This window comes from Levilactobacillus humaensis (genome assembly GCF_024345185.1).
Taxonomy (GTDB): Bacteria; Bacillota; Bacilli; order Lactobacillales; family Lactobacillaceae; genus Levilactobacillus; species Levilactobacillus humaensis.
Genome location: NZ_BROB01000017.1, coordinates 26,012 through 42,740 on the forward strand (window position 1 = coordinate 26,012; position 16,729 = coordinate 42,740).

Below are 16,729 nucleotides of genomic sequence, written 5' to 3' on the forward strand. Positions count from 1 at the left end.
TTTTTTGCATTATTGTCGGCATTGTAAAAATAACAAGGCCAATAATTCCTTACGTTTGCCTTTACCTTACGATCAATGAGCCGGTATACTCATTGAAAATAGATGTGGGGGATGACGGTGAAGTGATCGTGGAACGTGAACAGCCAGATGAGTTTTGGTCAGTCGTCGAGAAGCAAGAAAAAATTTATGGAAATCTCTCGACACCGGAACCGGACTGGGGCACAGACGTCGGTGCGGAGGAATTTGATTGATGCAATTACATCAAGGAGACATTGCTTATTTTGATTTGAACTCTGCGGATGACAAAGAACGGGATACCTGGTAGGGCTTCCCGTTTTTTGTCATCTAAGTTTAGAAAAGGGGTCCGGTAGCCCATTGGCAGTCTTTTCTTTCCGGGCGGCCGCCAGTTCCAGACCAACCAGGTCGGTGGCCATCGGCGAGTCGTAGAGACTGAGTTTGCGGTCGACCTCTTGGAGATTGCGGGCAATCGCCCGTTGTTGTGCCAGAACTGCGTCGCGGTGGGTCCGCAACAACTGTTGACGCTGGGGGATCGAAGATGGTCCCTGCATGACCAGGGTCATGTACTGACGAATATCACTGATCTTCATACCGGTATCCTTGAGGCAACTGAGGGTGTGGAGGAGTAGGAGATCACCATCGGTGAAAGCCCGGTAGCCGGACTGATCGCGGCTAACAAAGGGGAGCAGTCCCTGTTTATCATAAAAACGGAGGGTGTAAATCGATAAGTGGGTCTTCTCTGCCACCTGTTTGATGGTATAAGTCACAAAAATTCCTTCTTTCCGGTTGCCCTAGAGCATGGTCTAGGGTTTATGCTGAGCTTAATCAAAATTAGCGAAATAAGCAAATAAGGAGATTTAACTATGCAGCCATTGATCTTAGTTACCGGCGGAAATGGGTTCTTAGCTCGCCACATTATTCGCGAATTATTACGTCAGGAATACGCCGTACGGGCAACGCTCCGGTCCTTGGATCAGGCGGAAGCGGTTCGAACGGATCTGGGAATTGCCGGGACACCCCATCTCGATCGATTGACCTTTGTGCCCGCCGATCTCACTCAGGATGCCGGCTGGGCGACGGCGATGGCCGGGGTGACAACAGTTATGAGCGTGGCCGCACCAGTCTTTGTCAATGAGACTAACGTGACCGATCAGGTGGCGACAGCGGCTGAAGTCGGCACGAAACGAATCTTACGGACCGCAGAAGCTGCCGGTGTTAAGCGAGTGGTCATGACGGCCAACCTGGGTGCGGTGGGCTTCAGTAGCTTTGGCGATCACGTCGTTACCGAGGCAGATTGGACGGATCCCGAACAGCCGGGCCTTTCCGCTTATGAACGGGCCAAACTACTCGCGGAACGGGCGGCCTGGCAGTATACCCAACACCATCCGGCATCCCCCGAGCTGGTCACGGTTAATGCCGGTGCCATGCTAGGACCGGCATTGGGTGGTCACGTCACCAGTAGTTTTGGCCTCTTGACGCGGCTGATAGCGGGTAAGCCCACACCAAATCTCGTGGTCAACGTCGTCGATGTTCGTGATGTGGCCGACATCCACGTCCGGGCCATGCAAACCCCCGAAGCCGCCGGACAGCGAATCCTGGCTGTCGAAGAACCTGCAATTTCTATGCAGGCGATCAGTACCCTAATTCGAAACCAATATCCGGAAATGGCAGGAAAGTTGCCTCACCGGCTATTGCCAACCTGGCTGGTAAATGGCCTGGCACCCTTTAACCAAGCGGTGAAGGAGGCCCAACTGATGATGCGGGTGAGTCATCGCGTCAGTAATCAGCGAGCGCGACAACTGTTGAAATGGCAGCCAGTTAGTAGCAGTCATCAGGCAGTTTTGTCAGCTTTAGCTAGTATGCAAGAAATGAATTAACAATTGAATAAGTGAACTAAAGGTTGAAAGCACAAAAATAGATCACACTTCTTGAGCCACTTGGGATGTGGGACGAATTTACAATTGAAGTGCAACACTCTATAGAACATAAAGGAAGACTCATATATATTGGTTTCAGCGACTTAATTATAAGAATATGAGTAAGCTCATGTCTATTTTTGTACAATAAAGCCCCAGCATGCCGGGGTTATTGTGTGATATTCAACTTTCAACCTTTAGTAAGTGAATTTAAAAGATCACAAAAAAACGAGATACCTCACAGGATATCCCGATTTTTTGTGACTATTTTTTGCGATTATTTACCAGGAACGTAACTGTCATCAATGACCAGAATTGGTTTGATGGTCTTCCCAGAAACGGAGTCTGCATTGGCTTCGTTGATTTGACTGAACTTGTAGAACTTTTCAGTCTTGTCAAAGTCGAACATGCCGAGCTTGTAGAATTCGATCAAGCGAGGAATGTCGATCTGAGGGATGGAGTCACCCATGTTAACCCCGATGACACTCTTGTCGTTGACACAGAGGTCATTCCAAGTGTCGAGGTCAATGTGGTGGTTGGTAACGGCAATAGCAGCCGAAGTCCCACCTTGAGCCAAGGCAGCGATGGAGTTGGAGATGACGCTGGCAACACCAGTCGTGTCAACCGCGTAGTTAACCCCGTAGCCGCCAGTCAAGTCTTGAACAGCCTTGACCACGTCGTCAACGTTCTTACTGTTGATGACATCGGTAGCGCCAAGTTCCTTCGCTAATTCCAAACGAGAATCAACGATATCGATGGCAATGACCTTGGTACAGCCGGAAATCCGGCCGGCCATCATGGCAGCTAACCCAACGGCACCCGTCCCGAAGACGGCGATAGTGTCACCAGGCTTTGGCTTCAAGGTGTTGAGCACAGTCCCGGAACCGGTAACGTACCCACAGCCCAGAGGCCCAAGTTTCCGTAAGTCGAGGTCCTTATCAACCTTGACGGCGTTCCGTTCACGAACCACGGTCGTGGAGGTGAAGGAACTTTGGTCAAACATGTCGGCCACTTTCTTGCCGTTTTCCGTAAAGTGCGCACTGCCGTCGGGACGAACCCCAGAGAGGTTGTTAGCCGCGTAGTTTTCACACTGGGTTGGAATCCCCTTGAGACAACTCTTACAGTTCCCACAGCCGTAGAAACTCAGAACGACGTGGTCGCCTGGCTTGAACTGGGTAACTTCAGGGCCGACCTTTTCGACGATCCCGGAACCTTCATGCCCTAAGACGATTGGGTAGTCGATAACGGCAACCCCGGTCCGTAAGGCTTCATCGGAGTGGCAAATCCCACTAGCAACCATGTGGACCTGAATATCATCAGGACCCATGTCCGTCAGTTCAACGTCATCACGAATTTCAAAATCAGCATTTTGCTTATCAACAACTGCAGCTTGAATCTTCATAATTGGCACCTCGTTTAGTAGATTTTAATGTTTGCCTGTACAATGATCATTATCAAACAAACAGGTGAAAAAGCAAGCGCTTTCAAAATGGCTTTCAGCACTTAAATTGACGGTGAACACCGCCGTTATCACGTTTATATCGATTGGAATTTAATGAGAAAAGTTCACGAACTCACCGTAAAGCCCTCATTTTCACAGAAAAAGTTTGGGCATGAATCCCAAACTTTTTGATAAGACAGATTAGCCTTGCGCTTTCTCAGGATGACCTTGCAGGTAGATGACGTGGGTGTTCAGGAATTCTTCGATCCCATGCTTCCCATCGTCCCCACCAATGCCGGATTCCTTCCAGCCAGAGTGGGATCCATTCATGGCTTCGAAGTTGAACCGGTTGATATAGGTTTCCCCGTCTTCCAGCTCGTTAGCGGCGCGCATGGCGTTGTCGAGGTTCTGGGTGAAGATGGACGAGGTCAACCCGAAGTCGCTGTCGTTGGCCATGTTAATGGCGTCATCTAAGGTCTTAAACGTCAGGACTGGGAGAACCGGTCCGAAGATTTCGTCTTGGACGATCTCGGAATCCTGGGTCACATTGGTAATGACCGTTGGTTCGTAATAGAAGCCATTGGCAATGTTTAAGACGTGGCCCCCGGCGACGATCTTCCCACCGGCTTCGACGGCTCGGTCAACCATTCCAGCAACCTTATCTAAGGCGGCTTGGTTGATCAGAGGTCCCATACCAACAGACTCGTCAGCCATGGGATCACCCACCGTAACGGCGGCCATCTTGGTGGCTAATTTCTGGGTAAATTCTTCGGCGACATCCTCCTGAACGTAGATCCGTTCACAGTTGTTGCAGAGCTGCCCGTTGTTGTCGATCCGGGAGTCGATAATGGCTTGGACGGCCAAGTCGATGTCGGCATCCTTGCAGACGATGGCTGGCGCTTTCCCACCGAGTTCCAGGGAAACCTTGGCCATGTGGGTTGCGGCCGCAGTCATGACACGCTTTCCGGAATTGACGGACCCAGTCAGGCTGATGATACCAATCTTTTTGTTCTTGGAGAGTTCATCCCCAATGACCGCACCAGGACCGGTGATGATGTTGACGACCCCTTTAGGGATGCCGACACGATCACAAATCTTCCCGAATTCCAGGCCTAAGTTTGGTGTATCGGTACTTGGTTTCATGACGATAGTATTCCCAGTAACCAGAGCGGGTCCCATCTTTCTGGCGATGAGGAAGAATGGGAAGTTCCATGGGAGAATCCCGGCGGCAACTCCGATTGGTTGTTTAGCAATCATGATATTTTCATTGGCGTTGTCGGACTGAACGATTTCCCCTTCATAGTTCCGAGATGCGCTGGCCATGTAATCGAAGTAGTCCGCGGAGAAGAGAATTTCAGTGGTGGCCAGCGACTTAATCTTGCCTTGTTCCTCTTGGAGCATGGCGATCAGGTGGTCTTGGTCCTTACGAATCTCAGTCGCGCAGTCGTGGAGATACTGTCCCCGAGTCGCGGCTGGCACTTGCTTCCAGGTCTTCTGAGCCTCGTAGGCGGCATCGATGGCCTCCCGAGCTTCGGCGACCGTCGCACTGGGAACCGTCGAGATCGGTTCTCCAGTAGCGGGGTTAATGACGGTGATGAGATTGCCGGAAGTGGAGTCTCTGAATTCACCGTTGATGTACATTTGATAGTGTTTTAACGATACGGAATTTTGTGACTGTGACATAAGCGAGAAGCCTTCCTTTCCAAAATTGAGAACGAAAACGACTGCCAACAGGATCACTCGGAACGAATAGGTTGATTTGAGTGATCGGGTGAAAAATCGAGCAATTAGAGTTGTTAATAAATTACCCGTCTATTTGCTTACCCATAACTAGTTATAACGTGAAAAAGGATAGATTGCCAAATATATCACAAGGAATTGTTTCCCAATAATTTGTTGAGCATGTGTGTCGCCCGGGGGCCTAGACGTGAGCGGCTTCGGTAAGAAACTTACTAAACTCAACGACATAAGGCGCATCACGGGTGGTGATGGTTGTGGGTGAAAATGAGGATGACTGCCAATGGTGAAACACTTGACAGATCAAACAGCCGTGATCAATGAACACAATTTCACAATTACTTTCAAAAAAATCCCCTGATCAATTTTGATCAGGGGATTTCTGACATATTGTGACAGGTCTACTTGATAGTCTCATTGGTGATAGCTTCGATATAAGCTTTCGCAATCTTAGCTCGGTTCTTCTTGAGGTGCTTGAAGTTGGACTTGTTGGTAATGAAGCCCATTTCGACCAGGCTGTAGTCGATGTGCCGGTGGCGCAACACGTTACAGTTCTTGAGGTCGGTCCGGTAGCTGTAACCATTGTAGGCGTGGTTCAAGCCAACGGACTTCTTGATGACCTTGGCCATCCGCTTGTCACGAGCCGTCGGGTGCTTCTTGTGAATGATGACGTGACCACCGCGACCGTATGGGGCATCGAGATGGAACATGATGACCGTTGTCTTCTTATTAATCTTGTATGACCCCTTGTGGTGAACCAGGGTATCACGAACGATGTCGTGCTTTGAGTTGTAGAAAACGACCTTGCTGTTCTTGATCTGCTTGGCGTACTTCTTTAATTGCGGGAGGTAGTACTTCCGTAAGAACTTGGCTTCGTTGGTCCCATTCCCATGAGCACCGGGATCGCCGGCACCGTGACCCATCACGATGAGGTAGGTATGCTTAGCCTTCTTCTTTTTCGTGACCTTCTTGGTTGTCTTGGCTGTCGACGTGCTAGCGGCTTTGACCGCCGTTTCGGGTGTCGTGGCCAGAGTGGCCGGTAAAAGTAGTAGAGCAGCGGTGAGCAAGCTTAGTTTCCATTTCAAACGCATATTTAACTCCTCCGGATATGTATTGTCTTAACTAGTTCAATCATACATCAATCTAGTGTTGACCGGTAGCGGTATTTATAACGAAAACCAGTCTTTAGATAGCGGCAAACGATGGGGTTGGAAAAATATTCATAGAACTTATGGTGGTAAAACGGTGAGCTAATCATCGGCGTCTCCAGATTAATGCCGTGGAAGCAAGCTGCTCGATTGGCGATAGACCGCCGAATAAAGGGTCTCAAGATTTAAATGTTTAGCTCGGCGACAATGCCAAAACGTTGATTATTTGAGGTGATATAGACATTTGTCGTGAAAAGGTCAACAGAAATGGCCAACTCAACCGGGTAAGCTAATCAGTAATAGAACCGCGCCGTAGCACAGGTTGAGTCGCGCTGTTAAGTGTTCCAGAGATAAAAGAAAGGGGTCGTGAGAACGCCTTTTTCGGTGACATAATTCAGATTTCTAATGTGAAGTAAGGGTGGTTAAGAAAATATGGAAAAGACGGAAAATTGGCAAACACTTTACCAGGAGATGGCTCGGATCATCGGAGCGGCGGCAACGGAGGAACTTTTTAAGCACTTCACGGGGTCCCAACTCTACTTTCCCACCCGATTACTCGACCCTAAGAAAGAAGCCGAGATGATTTGGCAGGAGCGACAACACGGCGTTCCGGTCGATGTCTTGGCCCAGTCTCACGGTTACTCGGCCCGACATATTCGCCGATTATTGAAAGAAATTGAATCGGAGAAAAACGATAATCAGCACTAATAATTAAATACTTATAATTAATCATACGGAGATCCTAAAAAGCGTCACAACCGAGATTTAACGGTTGTGACGCTTCTATTTTTCGTTGGCGTGGGTCCACTGAAAATATAAAAACGTCCCCACTACTGATTGGTAGCGGCGACGTTTAGTTAGGTTTAATCTTCTGCTGATTCGGTTTCCATTTTGGCTGCCTTGGAAGCAGTCTTCTTTTGAACAGCGCCCAGGATTGCCCGAGCGATGGGGCCGACCACGATAAGTTGCAGTGGTAAGGCCATAAATAAGTTAAAGATCCAGGTGTGCAGGTAGGTCAGGAAGAAGTTCCCACCAAAGTTCTGGGTCACGATGATCCCAAACAGGGACATCAACGTAACCATACCGGCAACCATCATGACGGAGATTGTCAAAGCAATCCGGATTTGTTTCTTTTTCATGTAATCATTAATAATGAAGTGGAAAAAGATGTATTTAACCCCGGGGCCGATAATCCCCAGGTCGCAGATAGCGGCCACCAGTAAGGCCAGCGGATATCCCGTCAGGACCTCACGGATGAAGTGGTTGGAAAAGCCATCGGCTAAAGCGATGTTGTAGCCAGCCATGACCAGGACCATCAGTCCCGCCATAACGGCAGTGAAAAGTAATTCTTCTTTGAAATTTTTAGGCATTGTGTTGCTCCTCGTTTAAATTTCCCACGAGATGCTAGCATAACACGTTTCCAAAATTGTCGTAAGGATTATTTTTGATTTATTGGCGGCTAAAACGATTTCATTTGAAATGAGTGGCTTGAGTGCGGGTCACTCATACGTTTATAGCACGTCATGAAGTTCAGAACGGGGCGTTAGTACCGATCCAAGGTTCGTTGTAGTTCAGCCCGGATATCCGCGACAAAGTCACTGGGTGCTTGAACCTGAACCAAGGAACCTTGGCTCAGCAACCACATCTTGGCCCCGCGATCGAATGCGGTGGCTTCAATCAAAACAGCCCCTTCGTCGGGGTAACGGTCCATCACTTCGGCCGTCGGAAAACGGTCGAGGGCGGCCTCCACGATTCCCCAGAACTTAAAACGTACCGTGATTCTCTTCCCTGGTTGCATGTAGTGAACCAGCCGGCGGAGTTCACCATCCTCGACACGTTCCGCGTGGGTCCGGGTGATCGGCTGTTGATTATTGACTTGAATGTGGCGAATCCGGTCGACGCGATAGAAGAGGTTGCTCTTGTATTTGGCATTATAAGCCACCACGTAGAAGTAATATTCGGAGAAAATGATAGCCTCGGGCAGGATGGTCCGCGTCACAATTTCGCGGTGTTGCCGTTGATAGGTAATGGTGATTGTTTGGCGTTGGCTGATGTAGCCGCTGAGTTGCCAAACGATGTCGAGTAGCGGCTGGCCATGATGGACCGGCTGGTAGTAGAAGCGTTCGTTCTTGATGATGGGGCGAATCTCATTTTGATCGGTGATGGGGATGAGTTGGAGGAGGCCGTCGATGGTCTTATTCATTTCATCCGTCGTGAGGGCCCGACTGGCTAGGACGATCTTTATCAAGAGGAGCAAGGCTTGCTTGGAAACGGTGGCCTGAGTGGTTTCTAACTGGTAGCCTCCGGATTGGCGGTTATAAGCCAATTGATAGAAGAGGTGCTGGTCGGTAATAAACTGACGAATCTGGCTGATATCACGTTGAATCATGCGGGGGCTAACGTTGAACCGATCGGCCAGCGTGGCCTTTTTGACGAGATGATTGGTTAATAATAATTGAAAGATGGTTAGTTGACGATAGGCGGCATTCATTTGGCGGCCTCCTTTTTTGTAGGTGGACATATATTGTCTATTTGTCATTGTAAACTCAAGTCAATTAGGAAGCAATGGAGTTGATGACAGTGGATGACACTGAAAATTGGCACGCGGTCTATCAGAGACTAGCACAAGTCGTCGGAGTTGTGGCTACGAAAAAAATATGTGCTTACTTTGGCGGATCACAGATCACCTTTCCGAGACGGTTGTTGGACCGGAAGAAGGAAGCTATGGCGATTCGGCAGGCCTATAACCAGGGCGTTAGCGTGGCGATGCTGGCTCACGATCACAATTATTCGAGCCGCACCATTCGCAGAATCTTAGCAAAACCGGAGGCATAGTGCGGGGAAGATTGCCGGTATCGTGTACGGCTAAGGCCATTTTAGCAAAACGTGCACGTTTGCTACTCTGTGAAGTGTAGAAGTCAATGAAGGAGGAGTTTTAAGTGAAGATGCGCGTGGATTTATTACAGGATACGTACGCCCAGTTGGTGGATTTGGTTGGGGAGGATCTGACCGAGAAAATTTATCAGTTATATCGTGGTCAGCAGGTGTCGTTTCCCATGCGGCTCTACAATCGGGACAAGGTGGCCAAGCAAATCCTAACGGAATACAACGGCCATAATATTGCGGAGTTAACCAGAAAATATGATTATTCGCAGCGTTGGGTACGGCAGATGATTCAGTTAGGGCGGGGAAAGAAAAAATAATGTTAAATATAGGGATTATGAAAAGTAGATAGCTAAAAATAAAACTAGGATGGCAGACTTTGCGGTAATATACTGGAAATAAGAGCATAGCGTTGACCTGAATGTCCTTGAATAATTCGCAACAAAAAATGCAAGGGAGTGTCATCATATGGAATTTATTTTAATAATTGCAATTATTGCGATTGCCGCAACTGTTGGGAAAAAATATTGGAAATGGATTGTAGGAGTGCCCATAGCTTTAGTTGTGGTTGCTTTGCTTAGAAATTATCCACTCAGTCTTTTAGTTGTAGCTGCTGTCGCAGGTATTTGGATTTATGAGAATAGCGAGACTGTTCAAAAGCAGCGAATAGAACGTCGATTTAATGCATGGGTAAATCAAAAGTCCGAGTTTAATTATAACTATGATCAAGTAACACAAAGAATGGACAAAATTGGCCAGGCCTTGCCTTTTGCGAAAGATGAGATTCCTTTTGGACGTGCGGAGTATTTCGCTAGTTCATTTGAAAACTTATTTAGTAATGGTGATGTTGTATATGGGTACTATCCAATTAGGAGTCTAATTGATTCGGAATTACGTGAATATGGTATTGTCGTGACTAATCGTGGTATTGGAATTGCAACGCAAAGTCTTACAAAGGATGAAAAAAACAAGCAAACAAGGTCAATTGTTAAAAGCGTTGAACTCTTATTTTCTGGTATGTGGTTTATTAATTATGATGAAGAAAAACAAGTTATAACGATTCGTTCAAAATTAAAGGAAGTTCAAGTATTATTAGAAGACTACCCACTCCTCAATTACGGATTGTTAGTTGCTAATGTAGACCGGCTTATTAGCTCTGGATTTACTCGCGCTCTATATACAGGGGCGATTGATGAAGGGTTTCAAGAGGGGTTAGATAATGATCTAGCAAATCTTGAGGTGGTAGAAAAAAACAATAAGAAGACTATGTTTGACGAGTACAGTCATGAGGCTGAAAAAAATTTAAATGCTAGTGCTGATGCTAGTGCAATTATTACTGGATCACGTGCACAATCTGGCATTGCAGCAGCTGGTAACTTACATAATATTCAAATAAATCAGATGGTAAATGGGCGTCAAGGACACGGTGTTGCGGCAGAATATGCGAATTCGGTTTTGGATGGTGGTTTCTTAACTAATAGTGGTTTGCGAGGCCAAGACAATGCTAAACATGGACCCGATCGCTTGAGTTTTGGGAAAAAGGTTCAGGTAAAAACGTCTATTAAACTGGATAGTAACGGACAATACGCAGGAAAGAATACAGCTGATAGTATTAAGCTTTCATTTAAAGATGGAAAAACTCAAAAAATGGGTAAATATCAGTATGGTGATATGCCAACAGAGGTTCCGAAGGATCAGTACCGTAGTTCTGTTGAGTATATGAGAAAGCAAATTGAAAAAGGAAATGTCGAAGGACATACTAATCCCAATGATGCTGAAAAAATGGTCAAGTGTGGACCATTAGACGGGGGACAACTTGCTAGAATTGCCAAGGCAGGAACTATTGAATCTCTTACAGTAGACTCTTTAAATGCTGTGGAGATGTCGTTACCAACAGTCGGTATCACTTTTATAATGACGTATGCTTCTGCAAGATGGCAAGGGGCTGACAAGAAGGATGCCGCAAGAATTGCCGGCGGGTCAGCCCTCTCAGCTGGGGCTATGTCGGCTGTTGTTATATTATTCTCTAGTCAGACAGCCAAGTCTCAAATTGGTAAGAAGCTAGTAAGTTCTGGATTGGCTAAGAGTATTGGATTGAAGCAAGGGGCAGAGGATATTGGCAGATATGCGGGTAACGTCTTCATGGTGGGGATTACGTTTGGACCACTAGTCGTAGATGCCCTTCGCGGTCGAATCTCAACAGGACAATTATTTAAAGGATCCGTTGTTGGTGGCGTTTCAATTGCTGTTGGGGTTATTTCTGGTCCAGCTGGATTAATTACTGCCCCAGTTGCGGGTTACTTCACCAAAAAAGTCTTGGATATTTTTGTTGAAGATGATGCAAAAGAAATGTATCAAGTATTCAAAGAAGAGTTCTTGGACGTCGTTATGTCATCGGGACTGACCCATGAAGAATTCCAGAAGGTGTTAGAGATGACATTTCAAAATAAAAAACTTGGTTCGTGGTTAAAAGATATGTTTGCGGCAAATGATTCTAGAAACTTTGCGCGAAATATCTTGGTGGGTGAAGCAGTTACCAGTGTACTGAGTAAGCGTGAAACGATTACTGATGAAGAAATTCTAGATGCGGTTGAAGATGTCAAAAGTGACTACGTAATGGCTTAGTGAAACTGAAGCGTTCTCGGATCTAAAGGTAAAATGAATAGTTTCACTCTGCACTTTGGCGGTATACTAGACTGAACAAAATCCACAGGAGGTCCACACCAAAATGACACCCGAATCCCAAGTCCAAGCCATCGTCACCGCCAACCCAGAACTCATGCAGATTCTACGGATTATCCGCGACTGTCACCTCGAGCAGGGGGCACTGGCGGCGGGGAGTATTCGCAATACGGTCTGGCAATCGTTGAGTGGGCAACCATTTCAACTCCTCAGCGACGTAGATGTGGTTTTCTTTGACCCTGCGCAGCCGGCTAGCGATGACATGAAGATTTACGAACACCTGACCCAGCTAGCACCGCAGTATCAATGGCAGGTGAAAAATGAGGTCTACATGGCACATTACAATTTCAGTGATACGCCCGAGTTCACCTCTGTGGCGGATGCGATTGGCCATTTCGTTGAGGTACCCACCTGTGTTGGGGCTTACCTGGATGGGGATGAAGTCACCTTGATTGCTCCCCATGGAGTGGATGATTTGGTTAATCTCCGGTGTCGGCCAATTCCCTTTTACCAGCAGGACGCCGCGCACTTAGCGATTTATCAGCAGCGGATGGCGGCCAAACAGTGGCAGAAAACCTGGCCCCGGTTGCGGGTCGCAGAACGTTAGTGTCGTTTGCTAAATAAGAATAATTGATTTTTAGGGTCACTTGTCATTAGATGAGTGGCCCTTTTTAACTGAATTTAGCTGAAAGGCCATTTTGAAAGCGAGACCTTTACCAATAAAATACAGAGAATTTGCTGAAAAGCGATCTGAATTTGCTACACTAAGGCTGAAAATGATGTCGGGGCTAAACCTTAGGAGGGGTCTGATGAAAAGTTCAGTCGTACGATCATTGGGATTGGTGTGGGTCACGTTGACATTGGCGGGTTTGGGCGGGCCGCGGGCCTTTATTGCGGCGGCAACTGCTGCCAGTCTGCCACGGCCGACGTCGAGTCCGGCTAGTGTGGCTTTACTGACGCTGACCGCGACGGAATTACGACAACAGTTGGCATTTAGCATGGATGGTCCACATCTATTAGTAGTGAAGGCCCCGATTGCCGCAGAAATGCCGCAACCGATGTCGTTACCTACGGAAGGTAACCGCACAGCTGACAAGCTGGTCAAGCGAGCCGGGCAACTGAAGTTGGGTGCTGAAGACATGACCGATGAGCGGTTAGCACGATAGATCTGAAGGATGCCAGTTATCAAATAAATTATGGAAGAGCTGAGTCGTTTTCAGCTTTTTTTGCGTTTTCACGAATCCGTCGATGGTTTTCATTCTCCGAAAAAAAGGCTAAACTGCTATGAGGAGGTTTTTCTAGTGAATACACATGCAACACTGTCGAAGAAGACAGTCCTACTCATGGCAGTGGTGACCGGGGTCATCGTTGCCAACCTAAACTTTATCCAACCGATTGAGAACCTGATTGCCGCGGACTTTAACCTGTCGAAGGCGGTGGTCGGGACGCTTGCCATGGTGACACAGCTGGGCTATGCGTTTGGCCTGTTACTGATTGTCCCTTTGGGTGACATCTTTGATCGCTATCATCTTATTCAAGTCATGATGCTTCTCTCGATTGGATCCCTATTACTGGCGTTTTGGGCACCGACGGCCGGGGTCTTTGCCATCGCCACGGCCTTGGTGGGGATCACCTCGGTAGCACCGCAGATCATCATCCCCTATGCGGGCTATTTGGCGCCAGCGCTTCAACGCGGCAAGGTTCTGGGCATCGTGCTCAGTGGTCTCTTGACGGGGATTCTGTTATCACGGTCATTCAGTGGTCTTCTCGGGAGCATCATGCCGTGGCAAGATATCTATCTGCTGGCGGCGGGAATCGACCTCGTGTTTCTCCTCATCGTGCATGCCAAACTACCGCGGGATGAACGGGGTCACCAGAACTTGAACTACCTAAAGGTCATTGGGATGTTACCAAAACTCTTTACTAGTCAACGGGCGTTACGGGGGTCGGCGATCAACGGCTTCTGCCTGTTTGGTATGTCGAACGTCCTGTGGTCGACGCTGGTCTTCTATCTGGCAGACACCTATCACCTAGGCAGTAGCGTGGCTGGGCTTCTGGGGCTGCTAGGCATCGCTGGGGTGTTGGCGGCTCCGATGATTGGGAATCTTGTCGATCAGCGCTCACCGCGGCTGACAGTGGGTCTGGGGATGGTCTTCTCGGGGATCGCCTTCGTGATCTTCTGGTTAATTGGCCACTGGATGCTGGGTCTCATCGTTGGCATTATTCTCCTGGATTTGGGAACGCAATTCAGTCAGGTCTCCAACCAGGCCATCGTCCAGTCCCTGAATCGCCGGCAGAGTAGCCGAAACAACTCCGTCTTCATGTTCAGCTACTTCCTGGGTGGGTCGATGGGAACACTATCGGCCACCTGGGCCTGGGGGCATGCGGGTTGGAACGGTGTCTGTGGCGTGGCCATGGTCTTCTTGCTCTTGGCCTTGCTGGGGCACTGGCTGATCGGTGAACCACAGAAATTAGCACAGGATTAGGTTGTTTTCCGGCCTTACCATGACGGTAGGGCCGTTTTTAATGGGTAGATGTTGACACGGTGTCACCTACGTGATAGACTCCTTAATAGTGACACGATGTCACTAACTGGCGAAAGGAGTTTTAATGATGCCATTATCTAACTTTGAAAATTTACCACAACCTAAAAAAGACCGCATTACCGCGGCGTTACTAACCGAATTTTCGGACCACAGTCTAGCCGAGGCCCAGGTCGCTCGGATCGTTACGGGCGCCGACATTGCCCGCGGAGCCTTCTACAAATATTTTGCCGATCTGACCGATGCCTACCAGTACCTCTATGGCGTGGCGCTCACCCATATTCACCACGAGTTTGGCCGGCCGACTGGCGCGGCGTTTAATCCCGATAGCTACTATGAGGCAGTGGCTAGCTTCGTGGACCACGTGGCCGCGAGTCCCTACGACCAGCTGATTAAGCGCCACTACCGGGAGAACGAGAGCTTGCTCCCGACCCGGGCCTTACCAGAGGATTTACCAGTGGCAGATTGGGCGGCGATGACGCTGAGTCACGCGACAATCAAAGAGATTATGTTACAGCCGGACCAGCAAAATACGGCCCTGGCACGCTTCCGTCAAGCCTTAACGTTACTGGCGGGTTAGGAGGGCCTATGTTTTTAGCCTTAAGAGAGATTCGACATGAAAAATTACGCTACGGGCTCATCATTGGCATGATTGTTCTGGTGAGTTACCTGGTGTTCATTTTAAGTGGCTTGGCATACGGTCTGGCGCAACAGAATACCCAGGCTATCAGTAGTTGGCGGGTCGATAGGATTGCCCTGAACAAGGATGCCAACGACAGTCTGTCGCAATCGGTGATGACGAAACAGGTAGCCGATAAGGTCAAGCTGACCAGTCACGAGGCTTACTTGGGACAGACCGGTGTCGTCGCCAAGGCCAAGGGCCAAGCCAAACTTTCGGCTCAATTTCTGGGAATTGACCGCGACCAACTGGTCTACCGGCGCCTCAAGGTTACCGCCGGGCACAAGCCGACCAAGGCCAACCAGATTTTAGTCGACGATAGCTTCAAGGATAACGGTTACCACTTGGGGGACAAGGTGACGTTGAACGCCGCCGATGGCCAGTATCGCATCGTGGGCTTCACGCATAACGCCAAGCTCAGTGTCGCTCCCGTCATATATGGGTCGCTGGGAACTTGGCGTACCCTGAGTCACTTGACTCCAGACTTCCAAGCCAGTGGGATTGTCTCGACTCGAGCCAATTTCAAGGCCAAGGGTCTGAGTACGTTACCGATGAGTAAATTTATCAACAAGCTGCCAGGTTATTCTGCCCAGAACACGACCTTTTCTTTTATGATTGGCTTCCTGATGGTGATTGCCATGGTGGTGATTGCGGTCTTCCTCTACATCCTCACAATGCAGAAGTTACCAAACTACGCCGTCTTACGGGCCCAAGGAATTCCAGCTAAGGTGTTGGTCACGACGACCGTCACCCAAGCGTTGTTGCTAGTGGTAGCGGGTCTAGTCATTGGTGCCGGGCTGACGCTGGCGACCGTTCTGGCAGTGCCAGCGGGTGTCCCGATGAGCTTCAATTTACCCTTATTGGGCGCAGTCAACGGAGGAATTCTGTTAACTGGGGTCGTCGGGGCCTTGATTCCCGTCAAAGTCATTTTAAACGTTGACCCCGTCAGCGTTATGGGAGGTTAGACTATGCCAGCATTAGCGTTACAACACGTCAATAAGGTCTTCGGCCACGCAACCAATGAGGTGACGGTGCTCGATGACATCAATTTCGAAGCCGTCAGTGGCGAGGTCAGCCTGGTCATTGGGCCGTCGGGTTCTGGGAAGAGTACCTTCCTGACGATTGCTGGGGGAATTCAGACCCCAACTTCAGGGTCTGTGATGGTGCAGGGACAGGCACTCGATGACTTGTCCGCCAAGGATCGCGACGCCTTACGGTTGAATCGAATTGGGTTTATCTTGCAAGCCTATAATCTGGTTCCCTATCTGACGGTCCGTGATCAATTTACGTTGGTTGATCGGGTGAAACCGACCGGTAATCTGGACGAGTCAGCCCTGCGGCACCTGCTGGAACAACTGGGGATTGCCGCATTGATTGACCAATACCCGGCGGAGCTGTCTGGTGGGCAAACGCAACGCGTGGCGATCGCCAGAGCGCTTTACCAGAACCCCGACATCGTATTGGCCGACGAACCCACGGCGGCCTTAGACAGTGCCCGGGTAAAGGTGGTGGGGCAGCTACTCCGCGACTTGGCTAAGGCCCACAACAAAGCCATCGTGGTGGTGACTCATGACCTGCGTTTACAGGAATTCGCCGACCGTACCTACGCCATTATGGATGGGCAGATGACCTTAAATTAATAAATGCTCAGTAACTGTGAATTAGCGCGGTTACTGAGCATT

18 protein-coding genes are annotated in these 16,729 nt (G+C 48.8%); 12 read left to right on the top strand and 6 right to left on the bottom strand.

The window, feature by feature from the left end:
* The first annotated feature begins 92 nt into the window (after nucleotides 1-92).
* Nucleotides 93-251, top strand: coding sequence for an AbrB family transcriptional regulator (locus tag OCU14_RS06725; protein WP_261810362.1), 159 nt, complete (start codon nucleotides 93-95; stop codon nucleotides 249-251).
* A 90-nt stretch (nucleotides 252-341) separates the two neighbouring features.
* Here OCU14_RS06725 and OCU14_RS06730 read toward each other — a convergent pair whose 3' ends face one another.
* On the bottom strand, nucleotides 342-785 hold the full coding sequence (locus OCU14_RS06730; protein ID WP_261810363.1) for a MerR family transcriptional regulator: 444 nt from the start codon (nucleotides 783-785) through the stop codon (nucleotides 342-344).
* A gap of 96 nt (nucleotides 786-881) precedes the next feature.
* On the opposite strand from OCU14_RS06730, the gene OCU14_RS06735 reads away from it, so the two are divergent.
* Nucleotides 882-1,895 (top strand): NAD-dependent epimerase/dehydratase family protein, encoded by a 1,014-nt coding sequence (locus tag OCU14_RS06735; RefSeq protein ID WP_261810364.1) that lies wholly within the window; start codon nucleotides 882-884, stop codon nucleotides 1,893-1,895.
* A 316-nt stretch (nucleotides 1,896-2,211) separates the two neighbouring features.
* Here OCU14_RS06735 and OCU14_RS06740 read toward each other — a convergent pair whose 3' ends face one another.
* The 3 genes from OCU14_RS06740 to OCU14_RS06750 all read right to left on the bottom strand — a co-directional run bounded on the left by OCU14_RS06740 (nucleotide 2,212) and on the right by OCU14_RS06750 (nucleotide 6,203).
* A complete protein-coding gene (locus tag OCU14_RS06740; protein WP_261810365.1) occupies nucleotides 2,212-3,336 on the bottom strand; it encodes an NAD(P)-dependent alcohol dehydrogenase in 1,125 nt (374 codons plus the stop codon).
* A gap of 240 nt (nucleotides 3,337-3,576) precedes the next feature.
* Nucleotides 3,577-5,058 carry an aldehyde dehydrogenase gene (gene aldA, locus OCU14_RS06745; RefSeq protein WP_261810366.1) on the bottom strand — a complete coding sequence of 494 codons (1,482 nt, stop codon included), beginning with the start codon at nucleotides 5,056-5,058 and terminating at the stop codon, nucleotides 3,577-3,579.
* Nucleotides 5,059-5,513: 455 nt separating this feature from the next.
* Nucleotides 5,514-6,203 (bottom strand): N-acetylmuramoyl-L-alanine amidase, encoded by a 690-nt coding sequence (locus tag OCU14_RS06750; RefSeq protein WP_261810367.1) that lies wholly within the window; start codon nucleotides 6,201-6,203, stop codon nucleotides 5,514-5,516.
* Nucleotides 6,204-6,692: 489 nt separating this feature from the next.
* On the opposite strand from OCU14_RS06750, the gene OCU14_RS06755 reads away from it, so the two are divergent.
* Complete coding sequence (locus tag OCU14_RS06755) at nucleotides 6,693-6,968, top strand: Mor transcription activator family protein (RefSeq protein ID WP_261810368.1); 276 nt, start codon at nucleotides 6,693-6,695, stop codon at nucleotides 6,966-6,968.
* Nucleotides 6,969-7,123: 155 nt separating this feature from the next.
* Here the strand turns inward: OCU14_RS06755 and OCU14_RS06760 are convergent, their stop codons facing one another.
* Entirely contained in the window at nucleotides 7,124-7,630 is a 507-nt protein-coding gene (locus OCU14_RS06760; protein WP_261810369.1) for a DUF2798 domain-containing protein, read from the bottom strand.
* A gap of 173 nt (nucleotides 7,631-7,803) precedes the next feature.
* Nucleotides 7,804-8,751 carry a helix-turn-helix transcriptional regulator gene (locus tag OCU14_RS06765; protein ID WP_261810370.1) on the bottom strand — a complete coding sequence of 316 codons (948 nt, stop codon included), beginning with the start codon at nucleotides 8,749-8,751 and terminating at the stop codon, nucleotides 7,804-7,806.
* An 83-nt stretch (nucleotides 8,752-8,834) separates the two neighbouring features.
* On the opposite strand from OCU14_RS06765, the gene OCU14_RS06770 reads away from it, so the two are divergent.
* The 9 genes from OCU14_RS06770 (at nucleotide 8,835) to OCU14_RS06810 (ending at nucleotide 16,687) form a co-directional block, all read left to right on the top strand.
* Complete coding sequence (locus OCU14_RS06770) at nucleotides 8,835-9,095, top strand: Mor transcription activator family protein (protein ID WP_261810371.1); 261 nt, start codon at nucleotides 8,835-8,837, stop codon at nucleotides 9,093-9,095.
* A gap of 110 nt (nucleotides 9,096-9,205) precedes the next feature.
* The gene (locus tag OCU14_RS06775) at nucleotides 9,206-9,463 is read left to right on the top strand and encodes a Mor transcription activator family protein (protein WP_261810402.1); all 258 of its coding nucleotides are present in this window, start codon (nucleotides 9,206-9,208) and stop codon (nucleotides 9,461-9,463) included.
* Nucleotides 9,464-9,611: 148 nt separating this feature from the next.
* The gene (locus OCU14_RS06780; RefSeq protein WP_261810372.1) at nucleotides 9,612-11,768 is read left to right on the top strand and encodes a YeeR family protein; all 2,157 of its coding nucleotides are present in this window, start codon (nucleotides 9,612-9,614) and stop codon (nucleotides 11,766-11,768) included.
* Nucleotides 11,769-11,871: 103 nt separating this feature from the next.
* The gene (locus OCU14_RS06785) at nucleotides 11,872-12,432 is read left to right on the top strand and encodes a nucleotidyltransferase family protein (protein ID WP_261810373.1); all 561 of its coding nucleotides are present in this window, start codon (nucleotides 11,872-11,874) and stop codon (nucleotides 12,430-12,432) included.
* A gap of 202 nt (nucleotides 12,433-12,634) precedes the next feature.
* Complete coding sequence (locus OCU14_RS06790) at nucleotides 12,635-12,991, top strand: hypothetical protein (RefSeq protein WP_261810374.1); 357 nt, start codon at nucleotides 12,635-12,637, stop codon at nucleotides 12,989-12,991.
* 177 nt (nucleotides 12,992-13,168) lie between these two features.
* Nucleotides 13,169-14,311 carry an MFS transporter gene (locus OCU14_RS06795; RefSeq protein WP_261810403.1) on the top strand — a complete coding sequence of 381 codons (1,143 nt, stop codon included), beginning with the start codon at nucleotides 13,169-13,171 and terminating at the stop codon, nucleotides 14,309-14,311.
* A 127-nt stretch (nucleotides 14,312-14,438) separates the two neighbouring features.
* Nucleotides 14,439-14,948, top strand: coding sequence for a TetR/AcrR family transcriptional regulator (locus tag OCU14_RS06800; RefSeq protein WP_261810375.1), 510 nt, complete (start codon nucleotides 14,439-14,441; stop codon nucleotides 14,946-14,948).
* An 8-nt stretch (nucleotides 14,949-14,956) separates the two neighbouring features.
* Nucleotides 14,957-16,012: an ABC transporter permease gene (locus OCU14_RS06805; protein ID WP_261810376.1), complete on the top strand. Its 1,056-nt coding sequence runs from the start codon at nucleotides 14,957-14,959 to the stop codon at nucleotides 16,010-16,012.
* A gap of 3 nt (nucleotides 16,013-16,015) precedes the next feature.
* Entirely contained in the window at nucleotides 16,016-16,687 is a 672-nt protein-coding gene (locus OCU14_RS06810) for an ABC transporter ATP-binding protein (RefSeq protein ID WP_261810377.1), read from the top strand.
* Nucleotides 16,688-16,729: the final 42 nt, after the last annotated feature.